Source organism: Protofrankia sp. Cas4 (genome assembly GCF_963555915.1).
Lineage (GTDB): Bacteria > Actinomycetota > Actinomycetes > Frankiales > Frankiaceae > Protofrankia.
The window spans coordinates 24,706-41,356 of sequence record NZ_CAUVXL010000104.1; the positions used below are offsets into that span (position 1 = coordinate 24,706).

A 16,651-nucleotide genomic window follows, 5' to 3' on the forward strand; every position below is an offset into this window, starting at 1 on the left:
GGTCGACACGGATCACGAGTCCGCGGGGTTCTGCTGCGCGATGACCGCTGCCCGCGGACGGGCGGGTACACCGACCGCGACCACTCCGGCTGGAAGGCTACGGACCACGGCTGCGCCGGCCCCGACCGTCGTACCGATTCCGACGGTCAGTCCCTGGATCACCGTCGCGCCGGTGCCGATCGTCACGTCGTCCTCGAGCGTCACCGTGCCACTGACATGCGCGCCCGGAGACAGGGTGACGTAGTTTCCGAGCTGGCAGTCGTGCGCGACGGTTGCTCCGATGTTCAGATGGACGTGCCGGCCGGTCCGCACGTTCGTGGTGATGCTTGCCAGCGCGCAGACCACACTGCCTGGGCCTAGAAGCACGTCCCGCCCGATGACGGCCCGAGGGTGCACCAGCGTGGCCGCCCGGCGTCCCCAGTTGGTTGCCATCGAGTCGACGGCTCGGCGTACGGCGGGCGCGCCGACGCCGACGACATAGGCCGCATCGATCTCGGCGAGGAGCCGTACCGGGCCCAGATGGCGCACCCCGCGTCGGCGCAGCCTGTCCGGGTCGGGTTCGTTGTCGTCAAGTACCCCGAGCAGCTCGTAGGTCGGGCAGACCGCGTTGACGGCTTCGACGACATCGATCAGTTCCCGGCCGTGGCCGCCGGCCCCGACCACGACCAGCGTCGTTGGATCGTGGCCCACACCCGCCTCCTTCGCCGATTGGTAGTCGTACGAGCGCGCTCAGTAGTGTTACTGTGCGTGCATTATGAGCGTCACCCATTCCTCCGACGGCCCCTCCTACGCGCCAGCAGCGAACGTACCGGGTCGTGTCCTCGTATCGGAACCGACACCCGCACCCGCACCCGCACCCGCACCCACGGCCCAGCCAACACCGACGGCGACCGCGACCCGCTGTGACCGCTGTGACCGCTGTGATCGGTTTGTCAGGTATGAGCGCCGCAGTCGACGGGCGAAACGGGCGGTGGACGCCGCCGGGGCGGTCGTCGGCCTTGTCGGGTGCGCGCCCCTACTGCTGGCCGCAGCCGTGGCAATTCGCCTTGAAGACGGCGGTCCGGTGTTCTTCCGCCAGGAACGGATCGGGGAGAACGGCCGTTCGTTCACAATGTTGAAGTTCCGGACAATGGTCGTGGATGCGGAAAGTCGAGGCCTCGGTCTTGTCACACACCGCGAAGACGACCGCATCACCAGAGTGGGTCGCCTGCTGCGCGCGACCAGCATCGACGAGCTGCCTCAGCTGATCAATGTGGTGCGAAATGATATGAGTCTGGTCGGGCCGCGTCCAACGGTACGCAGCCAGGTGGACCGGTACACGCCTTTTCAGCGGCGGCGCCTCGACGTACCGGCAGGCCTCACCGGATGGGCACAGATCAACGGCCGAAACGGGATTCCATGGGCACGCCGCATCGACCTTGATGTCTGGTATGTGGACAACCGGGGCACCTGGCTGGACTTTCAGATCATCGCGCGCACATTGGTCACCCTTGTCCGGGGAGACGGCACGTACGGAGCCGGCGGCCTGAACCCGGACCTTGAATCCGACACCGCTACGACAAGTATTCCCGCACAGCGAACCGATGCTGCCACCGCGGATACCCCGCTGAATCGTCACTGACGCGAGTCTTCCCTGACGTGAATCGTCACTGCAGCCTGCGAACAGGTATGTAACCTCGACCGAAATCACGGGAGCTTTCATGCGGAGCATCACCACGGCCCAGCTCGCCGTCGACGGGGGAATGCCCGTCCGCCGGGCAGCTTTCCCCGGCTGGCCGCGGTTCGCCGAACAGGAGATCGCCGTGGTCGGGGAGGTGCTGCGGAGCGGGTTGGTCAACTACTGGACCGGATCGCACGGGCGGGCCTTCGAACGTGAGTACGCCGCCGCGGTCGGCGTCGCCCACGGCGTAGCCGTCGCGAACGGCACGCTCGCGCTCGAGCTTGCCCTACGCGCCGTCGGTGTCGGCGCGGGCGACGAGGTGCTGGTGCCAAGCCGGACGTTCGTGGCGTCGGCAACCTGCGTGATCGCCGTCGGTGCCCGGCCCGTCTTCGTCGATGTCAACCGAGATTCCGGCAACCTCACCACCGGGACGGTAGGTCCGGCGATCGGGCCGCGGACCCGTGCCGTGATCGCCGTGCACCTGGGAGGCTGGCCGGTTGACATGGATCCGCTCCTGAGTGTGGCGCGTACGCACGGTCTTGCTGTGGTCGAGGACTGCGCCCAGGCACACGGCGCCGGCTACGACGGAAGGCCGGTCGGCGGCCTTGGTGACGTCGCCGCCTGGTCCTTCTGTCAGGACAAGATTCTTACTACTGCCGGCGAGGGTGGGATGGTCACCACCGACAACCCGGCGATCTGGCGGGCCGTCTGGGCGTACAAGGACCATGGTAAGGACCCCGATATCCTCGCGACCCCGCACCACGGATCCGGTTTTCGTTGGGCCCACACGTCCTTCGGCAGCAATGCCAGGATGCATGAGCTTGCCGCGGCTGTGGGCCGAGTCGTCCTACCCGACCTGCCCAGGTGGATCGAACGTCGGCGGGAGAATGCGGCGGCACTGGCGAAGCGGCTTTCGGAACTGCCGTCGCTGCGGGTACCCACACCCGACGGAGAAAACCTCGAAGCATCTTTTTACCGTTTGTACGCCTATCTCGACCCGCAGCGGTTGCGGGCCGATTGGAGCCGTGACCGGATTGTCGAGGCTGTCCGCGCAGAAGGTGTTCCGTGCGCGGTCGGGAGCTGCGGTGAGGTCTATCTGGAGCGGGCGTTCGGGCTGGACCTCCGCCCGCCGGCCCGGCTACCCGTGGCCCGCGAACTCGGTGAGACCTCGCTGGCGTTTCTCGTCCATCCGACCATCGACCTGAGCGATATGGCCGACGTCGCTGACGCCGTCGAAAAGGTACTCGCCGTCGCCACAGCATGAATAGCCACCGGGGACGCCCGCTGCCACGCCGGCGGGTAACCCGGGGAAGCGAGATCGACCGCCGCAGCACCGTCGACGCGGAAAACCCCATGTATCGGGTGCCGCGCCAGCGGTATGTATCTGTAGCGACAACAACGAGGGGCAGGTGCGCGGCGGCCGACGGAACACCGTGGGCGACTCCCTCTTATCGTATCCTCATTCCGCGGCGAGTGAAATCGGCGTTTCACCGGGCCGACGGTATTCGGTGGCAAATCTGTTCATATACCATTGGACGGTCGAGGCCAATGCAGATTCCAGGTGATATGGCGTCGCCGCCGGGAAGAGCGTCCGCAGGATTCCGGTGTCAGCCTGCGAGTCACGGACGTCACCGGGCCGCGGCGTGAGATACTCGACATCCAGCCGACGGCCGATTATTCGCTCAAGAATCTGAATCACTGTCAGCAGGTTCGTCCGGGTACCGAATGCCAGGTTTACCGGGCCGTTGTGAACAACCCGCCGCAGCGCCGCATCGGCTAGAATCTCAGTCACCGACCGCACGTAGGTAAAGTCCCGGGTCTGCCGCCCGTCTCCGTGGACCTGCAGTTCGTGTCCTCGAACCGCAGCCTCGACAAATTGTGGGATGACCGCTGCATAAGCATGTCCGGAGGACTGCATCGGGCCGAACACGTTAAAGAGGCGAATTGCGAGGACTGGTACCTCGAAGCAGGCGGCATACGCCAGGGTATAGTTTTCAGCCGCGAGCTTGCTTACCGCGTACGGGCTCAGCGGGCAGGGCAACATGCCCTCTTTTTTCGGCAGCTTCTGATTACCGCCGTAGACGGAGGACGATGACGCGACGACCACGTGAGCCCCCACTCGTCGCGCCGCTTCGAGAATATTAAGTGTGCCCGTTACGTTCACCTCGTTCGAGGCGAGCGGATCGGCCAGTGACCGTGGTACCGATGGACGAGCAGCTAGATGGATGACGGTGTCGGCTCGTGCGACGGCTTTGTCGACTGCGCTGCGGTCAAGGATGCTGGCCTCGTGGACGTCCACGGCGAGTCCCTCAAGATTCATGTGGGTTCCGGTGCTGAAGTCATCGATCACTATCACCTCCGACACCTTCCGCGCGAGAAGTGTATTGCACAGATTCGCGCCGATAAACCCGGCACCACCGGTCACGACTATCCTCATTGCGCCACCTCGATCGATTCTTGAGCTAAAGGAAGAATTTCGGATGAAAACCTTGACTCGGTCGTAGGGAGACGGCGTCCCGTAGCTGCGTCTCTGCCAGCCGCCAGCTGTCCGCAGCCGGTTCAAGTACTCCCAACCGCGGCTGTTCCACGAATTCGCTTCACCATCCTCCTGAGTCTCGTATCGGTTTTCATGCTGTTGCTCCGCTCCGTGAGAAGTTCCCGGAAAAGGGCAGCATTCTCATCCCAGACAGTGGCCTGACTGAAATCACGTCCGACCCGTTCTCGCCCGCTCCTCCCCAGCTCCACAGCCAGGGCCGGATCGGCGAGCAGACGGCCCAGCGCATCGGCGAGGGCGCCCGGATCCCTCGGCGGGACGATGTACCCGGTGACGCCCTCCACGACCGCATCAACTGCACCCGTGACGCTTGTCGTGACCACCGGTCGACCCGCAGCGGCGGCTTCAAGTGGGACGCCCGGAAATCCCTCTCGGTAAGTGGGAAGCGCCAGGACATCCATTGCGTGGTATGCCGGCGCGGTGTCAACCATCCAGCCAGCCATGATCACACCTGGTGCGGCCAGCATCGACGCCGCATGAGCGGGTAGCGGATCGTCCGGATCCGGCTCGCCGACAAGCAGGAGGCACAGATCGGGAAAACTGCGCCTGAGGATTCGGTGCGCCGCGAGTAGTTCCACGACACCCTTGTCGCCGGTGAGCCGACCCACGAAGCCAATGACCTTGGCATCCTCGGGAACCCCAAGTCCTTCGCGGAGTGTACTAGCCGCACGCAGGCGTTCTTCGGTGGCTGTAAATCGACTGCTGTCGACTCCGTTGGTGGTGCCACCACCGAGAAGAACGCCTTTTCCGCGAGGCAGCAGGTGAAGTCGTTCGGCCTCCCGCAGCAAACTCGGGCTTGCGCAGAGGACTCGATGTGCGCTGAGACAGGCAACGCGCTCCGCGCTCCACAGGAGTGCGCGTTTCAGCCCGGTGGCGGTTTCCAGGCGTAGGCCGTGCAGTACGTACACACGGCAGGGCACACCGGTGGCCACGGCCGCAAGCCCGCCGAGCAACCCCGCCTTGGGTGTCCCGACCTTTGTGATCATCGGCTGCTCCTTTTGCAGGACGCGGATGAGATCGAATAGTGCCCGCAGGTCTAGCAAGGGAGATATCTGACGTTCCATTTGCACGGGAATGGCTTTGACACCCTCGCGCTGACCGGTTGCCGACAGGTCAGGTCCTGGAGACGAGACGAGGGTTACGGAATAGCCACGACTTTTCATATCGGCGAGCTGGCCACGGAGCAGGATACGGGCGCTCATCGGAACGGTCACGATGAACATCAGTCTGATGGCAACCCCTTGCGCTGAAGTTCCACCGGGGCCGCTGGCATGCGGAATATCCGTGATAGTCATACTACTCACGGTAGTGGATGTTTTGCAAAAAGCGAGCATCTGGAAGCGGGTGTTTTCTCGGATCTGCTCGGATCTGCTCGGATCGGCCGCAGGATTCGGTCATTGTCGGACGAATTTCCAGGGGTTGGAGGAGCGATTCTCAGCGTCCGTCCGTCAGCAGGGATCGAGCCCAACCGCGCTGCGCCATCTCGATTCCCAGGAAGCGAACGAGTAGTGTTCTCGGACGGCCAGGTTGGCGTGTTCACCGATTTGTGCGCGCTTAGCGGCACTCATGGTGAGAAGGGTATATATCGCATCAAACCAGTCGCCAGGCTCGGTGATTGCCGTGCCACCCAGCCGTTGGAGCGCCAATTGGTTCGCGCCCACCGGAGAACCGACAACGGGCACGCCGGACGCTCCGTACTGGAGAATTTTGTATGCGCATTTACCACGTTCATAGGGCCCGTCGTCGAGCGGAGCGATGGCGACATCCATTTCCGCAAGGTGGCGGCTGACGTCGAGTTGTCTCCAGGGTACCCGCTCGACCATGACGTCGAGGGCGCCGAGGGACGCCGCGCCGGCGCTGACGATCCGAAAACGGACCCCGGTCCGGAGATGAAGTTCGAGAAGCGGACGTTCGACAAGGCGGAGGTAGCGTTCAGTGCTCGGACTGCCGACCCAGCCCAGCAGCGGCGGATCGGAAAGCGTGTAGAGATTCTTTCGTGTATAGGCTTCCGGGTTGACACAGCTTGGAATCATGACCACGTCTCGGCTGAAGCCAGCGGCCCAGTCCGCGAGCACGTCATTGCCGGCGACGACTCTGTCCGCTGCCCTGACCGCGGCGATACATTTCGCTGGCTTCGGGATGATGTTCCGTGTCCATCCGCCGCCCGAATCCCATTGCAGCGCATCGTCGAAGTCATAGATTCCGAGGCGGGCGGCTGACAGGATCTGCCGTTCGAGGTGGCCACGACTAAATGGGCTCGCCTCACGGTGCAGCAACAGCCGATCGGTTCGTCGACGCCGTAGTCTGCGTGTCGCTCGTTCAGCGCCGGCAACTGCCAGCGGCTGACAGGCCAACGCGCGGGGGTCTGCATTGTGTCGGCCGAGGTAATCGTGTACCTCGGCATCCAGCCGGAGCCACCGGAGCCAGTCAAGCACCCGCACCCGGGAACTGCCTCCGCCCGGTCCATATGGGGTCACCACATGCAGTACAGGGTGATCAGACTGAATCAGCATCGTATGTATGTTTCCGCTCGAGAAATACCGTCACGCTTGAAATCCGACTCAGCGGTCGGAAGGTCAGTGCATCAACGATCGGCCGGGGACGACGATAAACATTGGCCAGATCGACTCCGGCGAGGTAGCCGGCTTTGAGCAAATATACGTTGGGTGTGTACCTGTAGGAGGCTCGCCATCCCGCCGCACAGGCGGCTTGTGCAAGCTCCGGCCAGGTGTGGTAACACGTCTCGAACGAGACGTAGTCAGACCGCGTGGTCGCGAATTCTGTTGCGCTTTCTTTGGGGTTTTGGCGCAGCGGACCGATCCGGGAGAGGCCAAACCTCGCCACCGTTCGCAGATAGGTTTCGCGGAAGTCGTGTGACAGGATCCGATGGGCAAATGGAATACCGGTATGCCCTTCCACCAGATAGCCGCGAAGCGGGAACACATGTACGGAAAACCCCCCGGTCCTTGTTACGCGGGCAGCCTCCGCCAGGAACCGACTGATGTCCCGGACGTGTTCTCCGACCTGGTTTGACACCACAATGTCAAACCAGCCGTCAGAGAACGGCCAGGGGTCCCCTGACGTGACCTGCTGTAGTCTCGCCGGCCAGTTGACTGTAGGATCTATCTGGGTCAGTCCGTCGATCGTGCGGGCGAAGAAGTCGGAGCGTTGCAGCCCGGCGTCTGAGACATCGAAGCCGTAGATTTCGACCGGCCGCTCGGTGATGATAGGCAACCGCTGATGCGCGAAACCGATGAACCGTCCGTCGCCACAGCCGACGTCTAGAATTCGTAGCTTCTGTCCGCGTTCCCAGTCGCGCACCTCGGCGGTGACAATATTCACCACATGAGCGTGCATCACCGACGGAGGGATGACGGTTTGCGTCAACATGATGGAACGTTCTCCTCTCTGTGCTCGGATCGCACAGCATGTTTAGGAATTCGTCGCAGCGACGTTGGACGTCGGCAGATCATCGCACCGGCGGCAGTACCGATGAGCCAGCCGAATGGGATCAATTGCGAAGCTCCCATGACCCGGAGCAGGACCGAAAAGGCGCAGTGCACGACGAGCATCAGGCCTGCGGTGCGTGCTGCAAGCGCCCACCAAATCTGGTGACTGAGCATCTCTCGGGTTGTAATGATCCACCAGAGAGCTGGAATCATTCCTGTTCCGTAGAGAAGCGCGAAGAGCACCAGCTGATCGAACTCTTCACCCGTTGCGTTACCGCCCTTGACTGCTATTCCCAGGACAGCGGGTATCGACAGAAGATACGTGGCTGTGACAACGCCACCGATGAGCAGCAGGCGCCGTGACCGATCGAAGGAGAGCCGTCCGGCGACGATCTCGGCGGCAAGCGGACCGGCCAATACCAGCACAACGGCATCGGCCAGGTTATATCCGAAGGCGGCGGATGCCGCCATACCGTTTCCAGTACCCGCCAGTAGAAAGCGATCAATCATCGCATGGATCTGGGTGGCTGCAATATATGCGACTGGCCAGAGTACCGGGCGGGACTGGACATTCGCCGCCGGCTGGGTAGTGCCGTATGCGGCGGCGGTCGCGAAGGACGCCTGCCAGAACGCACCGGCGGCATAGCCATCGAGAATACGTGGCACGGTAGTGGTTCCCAGGACGGACCAGACTGTGAGCGTGGGAATAATGGCGGTCAATGCGCCGAACAGGGCCACCGACTGCCGTCCGGCGAAGGCGGAGCGTTGTCGGTTTGTTTCGTAGGTAGCCGCGGCGCCGACCAGTACCATGATGATGAAGAAGGCTGGCTCGGCGACAACAACGACGAGAGCCGTCGCCATGCCGGGAACAAGGAACGGCCATCTGGCTCGGTGTAGTCGGCCGGTAAGCCACAAGGTCCCCAGGAACAGGCCCAGGACGTTGGCGAACACTGCTGCAGAGCCGAGGACGATGACAGCGTGGTCGAGCGCGGGAAGACCGACTGCCTTGCGATACAGAAACCGTTCCCGGAGGAAGCTGGTGAGGTAACTGGCGGCCGACAGGCTGACCAGAAGTCCAATGAGGCGCTGCCTCATGCCGGCCGCAGCCGCGCCGTGGCGGCAAGTTCCGGGGTCGTTCGGTCGGTTGCCAGCTGTTTTCGCGACCTGTGAATAATCACAAGAATTACAAGATATTCCAAGGTAAACGAGGACACATATTTATTGACGAATGGCGCCCACGCGCTGAGGCCAATTAGCAGGGCGGCTGCTGAGAGTTGAATCGGCCCCTCCGATGCTCGGTCGGCGGTATGGGTGAGCGCGAAACCGATGAGGAGGGAGAAGACCACGACGCCGACGTCGCCGAAATCACGGTAATATGGCTCGAACCACGTGTATACATTGGTTGGGAACGGGACGTTGACAAACTGTGAGACTTCTTTCCCGGCTGTCGTTATGGGAACGATTTTCAGGAGGGGGCTGGCTGTCTGGCGGCCGTACTCCAGGTGCGACGTGGGATCGTCGACAAGGCTTCCGAAGGCCGGGATTCCACTAGTCGCATATACGATCAACGATGTCCATGGGCTGCCTTGCAGGCTTGTGCTGGTGACATAGCTTTGATAACGTGCGTCGGCTGAACCCAGCTTGCCGAGCTGCGACCCGATGTACTGAAAAGCCGCAAGGGCGGCTATGACGCTGATGAGCGGTATGGCAAGGCGTCGCTTACGACTGGTCCTGTTGTCAACTTTCTGACGGCTCGTGAGCAGAGCGGCGGTGCTGTGCCACGCAAGGGCGACGAAGGGCAGCGTACGTCCCAGTGACATCAGGAGCGCGGCACTCACCGAAATGATGACGATCCAGCGGACGGTACGCGGCGCTCGGATCCCGGAGATCTTCGGGTTCGCATAACAGAAGAATACGAACGGCCCCAGGAAGTAGAGCAGTCGTGCGTAGAGTGGAAATGAATCAACAAACTGGTCACTGCCCTGCCTGCTGCGTATGAATGCTGGATCGGAGAGTATTCGGCCGATGCCGTAGGTGCCGCTGATGGCTTGTAGGTAGCACACGAATCCGATGGCGAAGAGTGCTGGAAGGATCAGCGTGCATCCCGGCCAAGGCTTGGTGGCGGGCTTGGTGGAGTGAATATTCGTGCCCGCGACCGCCGGCCCGGGAGGCAGGAGCGCGGGAAGGTTCGCCCCGGCAAGCCCTGCGACGAGTAACATCCAGGCGTGCAGTGAAAGATGATTGTACTGGATGAGGCCGGCCGCGAAGATCAGGAGCGCGGCAATCCAGACAAGATTGTGAATGAAGACCGGATTGACTCGCCCTGAGCGTCGCTTCGTGACTATGTTTGTCGTCAGGCACAGTATGGCAGCCAGAGTGAGGGCGATGATCCCGTCAGTGGACAAGCTAATACTCCGTGCATGGTTGAAGGTCCAGAACGTCGAAAACTGGAGCTCCGGAGATTCGGCCTGCCGCGACGCGGTCCGTGTTACGGAACGAGGTCACCGTCGGCACCGATGTCAGGGCATGGGCATGGGCATGGGCATCCGCTGCCGATCCTCCGGCGCTTTGTGTGAGCCGGGCTCGAGCCTTACCGAAGCCGACCTCCGGTGGGGAGCCCGGCATGATGATCGGGCGGCCCGAGTTTTGCGGTCTATGCGAGCTAGCTCGGCCACGAGCCTATGACGGGCAGGAACTTCACGGGCCTCTCCTCGGCGACAGCGTCTGGAGGCTGGGTGCGGGCCTCGATGTCTGCTGGCATGAATCTTAGCGTAGCAATGGGGTTACGTTGGGTATTAGCTTGCGTGGCGCGGCGGCGTATACCCAGCCCGCTGTGGGCATATGGCATTAATTGGTATACTTAGAGCGACTGGCGCCGCCGTTACTGCTATCAGTGCCGTTCGCGGCACTTCTGTCCTGGCCAGCAACCACTGCGCGCAGAGCGACGTCACAGTGCGGTCGATCCGATCGGTGTTGACGTCCCCTCGGGCAGCCACGCTGTGGGCTTTTAAACGGACCACGTTGTGGCTTCCGGTGGTTGTCTTCGACGCGGACCGAGCTCATACGCGGGAAATGCCTGGTAGTGCGGCTTGAAGCTGATCGACTGCGACCGAAGTGCCGCATATAGGGGAAGAGCAACCCGTTACCCTCGGACGGGTCACGCTGAACAATCAGCACGTTCGAAATCCGGGGGACTCGATGCTTGGCAATGGCACAGGATGCGCCGGCAGTGAGCTCATCGCGACATTATCAGCTCAATGATTGCGATGTTCATGTCGGCGAACAGGGCACGGCACCGGAAGCTTCACTCGGCTGCGTCGGCGGAGGGCTCGTCACTCCTGTCGGGTTGTGCCGACCGGATCCACCGGGCCGCTCGGCCAACCGGTGCCGGTGCCGGTGCAGGTGTTGGGCACGGTGCACCGGTGACCTCGGTGCCCATCGGAGCGATCATGGCTGGATTGCCGATCTTGATCATGTTGCGCCGCGAAGTTGCCGTATGGGTCGTTGACCTGCTGTGGCTGTCGGTCATTTTTGTGATCGCTCGGACAGTACTGCGGACCCGTGCGCGTCGGGCGGAACAGACCGACGGTGAGTTCACGCGGATCGACGAACTGACCGGGCTGACCGATCGGCGTGGGTTTCTGGAGGAGGCCGCACGCCTGCTCACCGACGTCCCGAAGCCACCAGCGGTAGGTGCCGGGAGCGGCGGCCTATCGCCTGGCCGTCGGGTGTCCGGGCCGACCACGGCGCTGATGCTGATCGACGTCGACCGTTTTGGCGAGATCAACGGTGGCCTCGGTCATGAGTACGGCGATCGTCTGCTGGTCGCTGTGAGCCGGCGGATCAGTGCGGTCCGACGGCCCGGTGACCTGCTCGCACGGATCAGTGGCGACGAGTTTGCCGTGCTGCTTCGTGGGATCGACGGCGAACAGGCACGGACGGTGGTCGACCATGTGGCGGTCCGTGTCCGGGATGCGCTGGGAATGCCGTTCGTACTGGCCGGTATGCGGGCACCACTTGAGGTGAAGGTAGGTATCGCCATAGCTCCCGATCACGGTACCGATGTCAGCGAGCTACTGGGCAATGCCGCCTTGGCCCTACGCGAGGCGAAGAAGTCACACATTAGTCACCGTGTGTACGACACGGGCTTGGTCCGGCCCAGCCCGGCCCGGCTGCGGCTGCGGACTGAGCTGCGCGCGGGACTGCGAGGTGGGCAGATCGAACTGCGGTACCAGCCCAAAGCCGATCTGCGTACCGGCTGCGTCACCGGCATGGAGGCGCTGGTGCGGTGGCGACATCCCGTCGACGGCGTCCGCTCGCCAGATCTCTTTCTCCCCGACATGGAGGCCATGGGCCTGATGCCGGCGCTGACCGCGCTCGTCCTTCGGACCGCGTTGGACGAGTGCGCACGTTGGCGCGCCGGCGGCGCAGCGCTGTCAGTATCGGTGAACGTTCCGGCATCCGTGATCGTCGATTCCGGCTTCGCGTTGGAGGTGCGTGACGCCCTGGGTAAGGCGGATGTGCCGCCCGCTGCGCTGTGTGTGGAGATCACCGAGGATTCCCTGATGGCGCGGCGTGAACATGCTCAGCGCACGCTCGCCCGGCTGCGGATGCTCGGCGTCCGGGTCAGCCTCGACGACTATGGCAGCGGCTACTGTTCATTGGCCTACCTGCGCGACCTACCGGCCGATGAGCTCAAGCTCGACCGGGCCTTCCTGCGAGAGGTCGAACGGGACTCGACCGCTGCGGAGATCGTCCGTTCGACCATCGCCCTGGCGCACACGCTCGGACTGCGGATGGTCGCCGAGGGCGTCGAGACAACCGGCCTATGGGCGCTACTGGCGGCCTGGGGATGCGACGAGGTACAGGGCTACTTCGTGTCCCGGCCGATGCATGGCGACCAGGTTCTCCCCTGGTTACGCCAGTGGGCCAGTCGCACCGGGTTGTCCCCGGCCATGATTACCATGGGTGTTGGTGTGCCGGCGGGGGTCAGGTGTTCATCTGTACGGCGCGGGTCAGCAGTGCCAGCGGCTGCGCCAGCGCGGCGCTGATCTGCTCGGCGCAGGATCGGAACGCCTCGATCGATGCTCCGATCGGGTCGGCGATGTCGTCGTCGGTGGGATGCTCGGGCCGGAGTCGACCCCGGTGATCCGCCGCGTGGGCGACAAGCGCGTCTCCACAGGTTCGGACACCGTCTGCCCGGATCGTCTCCGCTGGGCAGGGGTTCGCCTGGCCGGTGTGTGCCGGGATGCCGGTGGAGGCGATGCCGGCGGTCAGCCGGGCGAACTCTCGGAGCGTGAAGGTACGGCGCACCGCCTTCGGCGCCATTGCCACCACGAAGCTGCGGTGTTCGCGCCCGGCGCACAGCACCAAGCAAGCGTCGCTCACCATCGTGCCGTCAAGGCGGCGCGCGGCGAAGCCGGCCGGGTTGATGCCTCGTTCTGCCAGGACTGCGGCGGCATGCCGGTGCATCGGCATGCCGTTACGGGCGTGTGTTCCGGCGCTGCTGACGGTCACCGAATGCACCTCGGTGCCAAGGTTTGCCCGCAATGCCGCGACGGCGAGATACTCGGTCATCGGTGATCGGCACAGGTTGCCCGTACAGACCACCAGCACCTGCCAGGGCGGCGTGGACGAGATTGGTTGGTTGATCGTCGCCGAAAGTGCCACGTCGTCCGCCCCTCCTCGGGTCCGGGCTTGGATGTTTTTTAGTATCAATAATATTACTCAATGTAGTTGATGTGTCGCTTGCTAATGCGGTTGCTTGTTGCTGGGGCGCGACACCTGCCACGACATCCCTCCAGGGGGCGTTAGGTCTGTCACGATCTGTATATGAGTCGTTGCGGAAAGTTGGTGGTGGTGGGTCAGGGCTATGTGGGCCTGCCGCTGGCGATGCGGGCGGTCGAGGTTGGCTGGTCCGTGGTCGGGATCGAGATCGACGAAGGCCGGGTCAAGCGCCTGGGAATCGGCGAGTCTTACGTGGAGGACGTCCCGGATTCGACGGTGGCCGCCGCTCTGGAGAGCGGCCGGTACTACGCATCGTCGAACTATGAGGACGCCGCCGGGTTCGACGTGGCTGTGGTGACGGTACCGACGCCGTTGCGTGAAGGTATCCCGGATCTGTCCTACATCGAAAGCGCCGGGCGCAGCCTCGGTGCGCGCCTCGCGCCCGGGGCGACCGTGGTGCTGGAGTCCACGACCTACCCGGGAACCACCGACGAACTGTTCGGGCCGATCCTGGAAGAGTTCTCCGGGCTGGTCGCCGGGGGCTCCTTCTTCCTCGGGTACTCGCCCGAGCGGATCGACCCGGGTAACCCGACCTGGAACCTGGTCAACACCCCGAAGGTGGTCTCGGGGATCGACGTGGCGTCGCTGCGGGCCGTTCGGGAGTTCTACGACACCCTGGTCGAGCGGACCGTGCCGGTGGGCTGCGTGCGCACCGCGGAACTGACCAAGCTGCTGGAGAACACCTTCCGCCACGTCAACATCGCACTGGTGAACGAACTGGCGATGTTCGCCCATGAGCTGGGCGTCGACGTCTGGGAGGCCATTGAGGCGGCGGCGACGAAACCGTTCGGCTTCCTGCGGTTCAGCCCCGGCCCCGGGGTCGGCGGGCACTGTCTGCCCATCGACCCGTCCTACCTGTCGTGGCGGGTGCGCCGTAGCCTCGGGCGCAGCTTCCGGTTCGTGGAGCTCGCCAACGACGTCAACGACAACATGCCCGACCACGTCGTACGGCGGGTCGTGGAAATACTCAACCGTCGTCGGATGGCCGTGAACGGAAGCCGGATTCTCCTGCTGGGTCTGGCCTACAAGAAGAACACCGGTGACGCGCGGGAGTCCTCGGCGGTGCGGGTCGCCGTGCTCCTTGATGCGCTCGGCGCGGACGTGCGGGCCGCGGACCCGCACGTCGACGACTCGTGCCTGCCGTCGGGGGTGACCTTCGTCGAGGCCGACGCCCAGGAACTGGCCGCTGCCGACCTGGTGGTCGTCCTGGTCGATCACGACGCCTTCGGGCGGGACCTAGTGGCACGCTACGCCCGCGCCGTGCTCGACACCCGCTGCTGGTTGCCCTCACCGCGGTCCGCACGCCACGACGGCACCGCGGTAGCCGCCGAAGGCGAAGCCGACATCACGCTCCTGTAACGTAACTACAGGTGGTCTTACAAATGCTGTAGGTTACAGTTTGGGTGCGAGGATGTGCGTGCCGGCCGGAGTGCTCCGGCCCGGTCCGGTCTGGTATGGAGGGCAGGTGGAATGCGGGTCGTCGTCGCGACGGACGCACGGTTGCACCGATTGCCCGACGGCAGCATCCGATCGCCTACACCCGCTGACGCCTATCCCATGTGGTCGCGTTACCTCGATGCCTTCGATTCCGTCACAGTGCTCGCCAGAGTGGCGGCGCCGGCGCCGCCGAGTTGGTCGCGCGGCCCGCGCCAAACCGACGCCGAGATCACCGAGGGAATCATCAGCACTCAGCGGGCCGATGGTCCAGGGGTCACCGTCCACCCGCTCACCGACTATCGCGGCGCGCGAGGCTATCTGTGCGCCCTGCCCGCACTGCGCCGCGCCATCGGACGGGTGTGCCGCGACGCCAGTCGGGCCGGCGCGACTGGCCCGGCCGGTACAGCCGGTACGGCGGCGTCCGGCACCTGTTACATCGCCAGGATGCCGAGCCTGGTCAGCACCGCGCTGGTCGCCGCGTTGCGGGTGCGCGGGATTCCGTATGCGCTGGAGGTGGTCGGTGACCCGGCGAACATGGCCGGGGAGATCCTCGGCGGGTGGGCCGCCGGACCGGCTCGGCGCCAGTTCGCCCGCCAGCGCACGGGCGCGGTCGCGGTCAGCTATGTCACGAGTCGGGTACTACAGCGTGACCACCCGCCACCGGACGATGCGTTCACGACGTCCTATTCGACGGTCCGGCTGGACGAGAGTGACTACTGCGCCGGGCCCCGTGGGCAGCTCGCCCGCCCGCCGGCACCCGCCCGATTGTTGGCGATCGGTTCCCAGGAGCACAACCACAAGGGCCATGACGTGCTTCTGGACGCGGTGGCCCGCATCGCCCGACGCGACGACGGCATCACTGTGACGATTGTCGGCACTGGTCGCCGCCATGACGCGCTGGTGGCCCGGGCGCGCGATCTCGGTATCGGCGGTGTCGTGACCTTCGTGACCGTGCTTGACCGGCCCGGGATACGCGCCGCGTTCGACGAGACCGACCTGTTCGTTCTGCCCTCGCGCACCGAAGGACTTCCCCGGGTGCTGCTGGAGGCCGCGGCCCGCGGCGTTCCCGCGATCGCCTCGAGCGTCGGCGGCACGGTGGAACTGCTCGCGGGTGCGGATCTGGTGCGCCCGGGACGCCCTGCCCAGCTCGCCGCCCGCATCGAGGAGGTGCTCGTCTCGCCTGGGCGCCTGGCCGCAATGTCTGTTCGTAACAGGGCGACGGCGGAGGGATATCGTGCCCGGCTCCTCCAGGAACGCGCCCGGCATTTCTACGTCGAGTTCGCCCGTCGGGTGACCGAGCCCGGGTCGCGATCGTGAGCGTGGGAGCGCCGCGGACGGTGCTGCACGTGGTCGGCGCCATGGACCGGGCTGGTGCGCAGCGTCGTACCGTCGAACTGATGCGCAGGCTCGATCCAGATGAGTTCCGGTTGGTGTTCTGCGCCCTGGCCGGCGAGCCGGGAGCGTGGGAGGACGAAATCCACGCGCTCGGCGGAGAGGTGCACCACTGCCGACCCGGCCCATCCTTCCCACTGACCTTCATCCGACTCCTGCGCCGGCTGCGGCCCTCGGTCGTGCATTCATCTGTGCCGACATCCTCGGGGGCTGTGCTCGGACTTGCCAGAGTGGCCGGCGTGTCGCGGCGCGTCGCCCACTTCCACACCGGCCAGGATTGGCGACGCACCGGTCCGGCCGGGGAACGCCTGGCGCGCGTGGTCGACCGAGGTCTGATCGACGTCGGCGCGACCGATCTGGTGGCGGTGTGCG

At 64.4% G+C, this 16,651-nt stretch carries 14 protein-coding genes; 6 read left to right on the forward strand and 8 right to left on the reverse strand.

From position 1 onward, the window contains the following. Positions 1-12 precede the first annotated feature (12 nt). Positions 13-690, reverse strand: a complete 678-nt coding sequence (locus tag U9979_RS09750) for an acetyltransferase (protein WP_322779106.1) — start codon at positions 688-690, stop codon at positions 13-15. A gap of 280 nt (positions 691-970) precedes the next feature. Here U9979_RS09750 and U9979_RS09755 point away from each other — a divergent pair, with 280 nt between their 5' ends. After that, complete coding sequence (locus U9979_RS09755) at positions 971-1,621, forward strand: sugar transferase (RefSeq protein WP_322779107.1); 651 nt, start codon at positions 971-973, stop codon at positions 1,619-1,621. A 79-nt stretch (positions 1,622-1,700) separates the two neighbouring features. Then, a complete protein-coding gene (locus U9979_RS09760) occupies positions 1,701-2,924 on the forward strand; it encodes a DegT/DnrJ/EryC1/StrS aminotransferase family protein (RefSeq protein WP_322779108.1) in 1,224 nt (407 codons plus the stop codon). A gap of 195 nt (positions 2,925-3,119) precedes the next feature. Here U9979_RS09760 and U9979_RS09765 read toward each other — a convergent pair whose 3' ends face one another. From U9979_RS09765 to U9979_RS09790, 6 genes are all read right to left on the reverse strand, one after another. Beyond that, the gene (locus U9979_RS09765) at positions 3,120-4,085 is read right to left on the reverse strand and encodes an NAD-dependent epimerase/dehydratase family protein (RefSeq protein ID WP_322779109.1); all 966 of its coding nucleotides are present in this window, start codon (positions 4,083-4,085) and stop codon (positions 3,120-3,122) included. A gap of 134 nt (positions 4,086-4,219) precedes the next feature. Then, on the reverse strand, positions 4,220-5,548 hold the full coding sequence (locus tag U9979_RS09770) for a glycosyltransferase family 4 protein (RefSeq protein WP_322779110.1): 1,329 nt from the start codon (positions 5,546-5,548) through the stop codon (positions 4,220-4,222). A 114-nt stretch (positions 5,549-5,662) separates the two neighbouring features. Continuing rightward, complete coding sequence (locus U9979_RS09775; protein WP_322779111.1) at positions 5,663-6,490, reverse strand: glycosyltransferase; 828 nt, start codon at positions 6,488-6,490, stop codon at positions 5,663-5,665. 220 nt (positions 6,491-6,710) lie between these two features. Beyond that, positions 6,711-7,604 carry a class I SAM-dependent methyltransferase gene (locus U9979_RS09780; protein ID WP_322779112.1) on the reverse strand — a complete coding sequence of 298 codons (894 nt, stop codon included), beginning with the start codon at positions 7,602-7,604 and terminating at the stop codon, positions 6,711-6,713. Continuing rightward, complete coding sequence (locus U9979_RS09785; protein WP_322779113.1) at positions 7,598-8,524, reverse strand: hypothetical protein; 927 nt, start codon at positions 8,522-8,524, stop codon at positions 7,598-7,600. The genes U9979_RS09780 and U9979_RS09785 overlap by 7 nt, the downstream gene beginning before the upstream one ends. 230 nt (positions 8,525-8,754) lie before the next feature. Next, the gene (locus U9979_RS09790) at positions 8,755-10,068 is read right to left on the reverse strand and encodes an O-antigen polymerase (protein ID WP_322779114.1); all 1,314 of its coding nucleotides are present in this window, start codon (positions 10,066-10,068) and stop codon (positions 8,755-8,757) included. Between the two features lie 1,044 nt (positions 10,069-11,112). On the opposite strand from U9979_RS09790, the gene U9979_RS09795 reads away from it, so the two are divergent. After that, positions 11,113-12,714, forward strand: coding sequence for a bifunctional diguanylate cyclase/phosphodiesterase (locus tag U9979_RS09795; protein ID WP_322779115.1), 1,602 nt, complete (start codon positions 11,113-11,115; stop codon positions 12,712-12,714). Here the strand turns inward: U9979_RS09795 and U9979_RS09800 are convergent. Continuing rightward, entirely contained in the window at positions 12,653-13,333 is a 681-nt protein-coding gene (locus tag U9979_RS09800; protein WP_322779116.1) for a protein tyrosine phosphatase, read from the reverse strand. The genes U9979_RS09795 and U9979_RS09800 overlap by 62 nt on opposite strands. Before the next feature lie 162 nt (positions 13,334-13,495). Here U9979_RS09800 and U9979_RS09805 point away from each other — a divergent pair, with 162 nt between their 5' ends. The 3 genes from U9979_RS09805 to U9979_RS09815 all read left to right on the forward strand — a co-directional run. Further along, on the forward strand, positions 13,496-14,809 hold the full coding sequence (locus U9979_RS09805) for a nucleotide sugar dehydrogenase (protein ID WP_322779117.1): 1,314 nt from the start codon (positions 13,496-13,498) through the stop codon (positions 14,807-14,809). Positions 14,810-14,920: 111 nt separating this feature from the next. Next, the gene (locus tag U9979_RS09810) at positions 14,921-16,204 is read left to right on the forward strand and encodes a glycosyltransferase family 4 protein (RefSeq protein ID WP_322779118.1); all 1,284 of its coding nucleotides are present in this window, start codon (positions 14,921-14,923) and stop codon (positions 16,202-16,204) included. Beyond that, a partial coding sequence (locus U9979_RS09815) for a glycosyltransferase (protein ID WP_416219837.1) occupies positions 16,201-16,651 on the forward strand: 451 nt, incomplete at its 3' end. The genes U9979_RS09810 and U9979_RS09815, both read left to right, overlap by 4 nt.

Bases quoted from the DNA above. Each gene is read 5' to 3' on its own strand.
- U9979_RS09770 (WP_322779110.1), bottom strand. From the start codon at position 5,548: ATGCTCGCTTTTTGCAAAACATCCACTACCGTGAGTAGTATGACTATC.
- U9979_RS09805 (WP_322779117.1), top strand. From the start codon at position 13,496: ATGAGTCGTTGCGGAAAGTTGGTGGTGGTGGGTCAGGGCTATGTGGGC.
- U9979_RS09810 (WP_322779118.1), top strand. From the start codon at position 14,921: ATGCGGGTCGTCGTCGCGACGGACGCACGGTTGCACCGATTGCCCGAC.
- U9979_RS09780 (WP_322779112.1), bottom strand. From the start codon at position 7,604: ATGTTGACGCAAACCGTCATCCCTCCGTCGGTGATGCACGCTCATGTG.
- U9979_RS09795 (WP_322779115.1), top strand. From the start codon at position 11,113: ATGGCTGGATTGCCGATCTTGATCATGTTGCGCCGCGAAGTTGCCGTA.
- U9979_RS09760 (WP_322779108.1), top strand. From the start codon at position 1,701: ATGCGGAGCATCACCACGGCCCAGCTCGCCGTCGACGGGGGAATGCCC.
- U9979_RS09785 (WP_322779113.1), bottom strand. From the start codon at position 8,524: ATGGCGACGGCTCTCGTCGTTGTTGTCGCCGAGCCAGCCTTCTTCATC.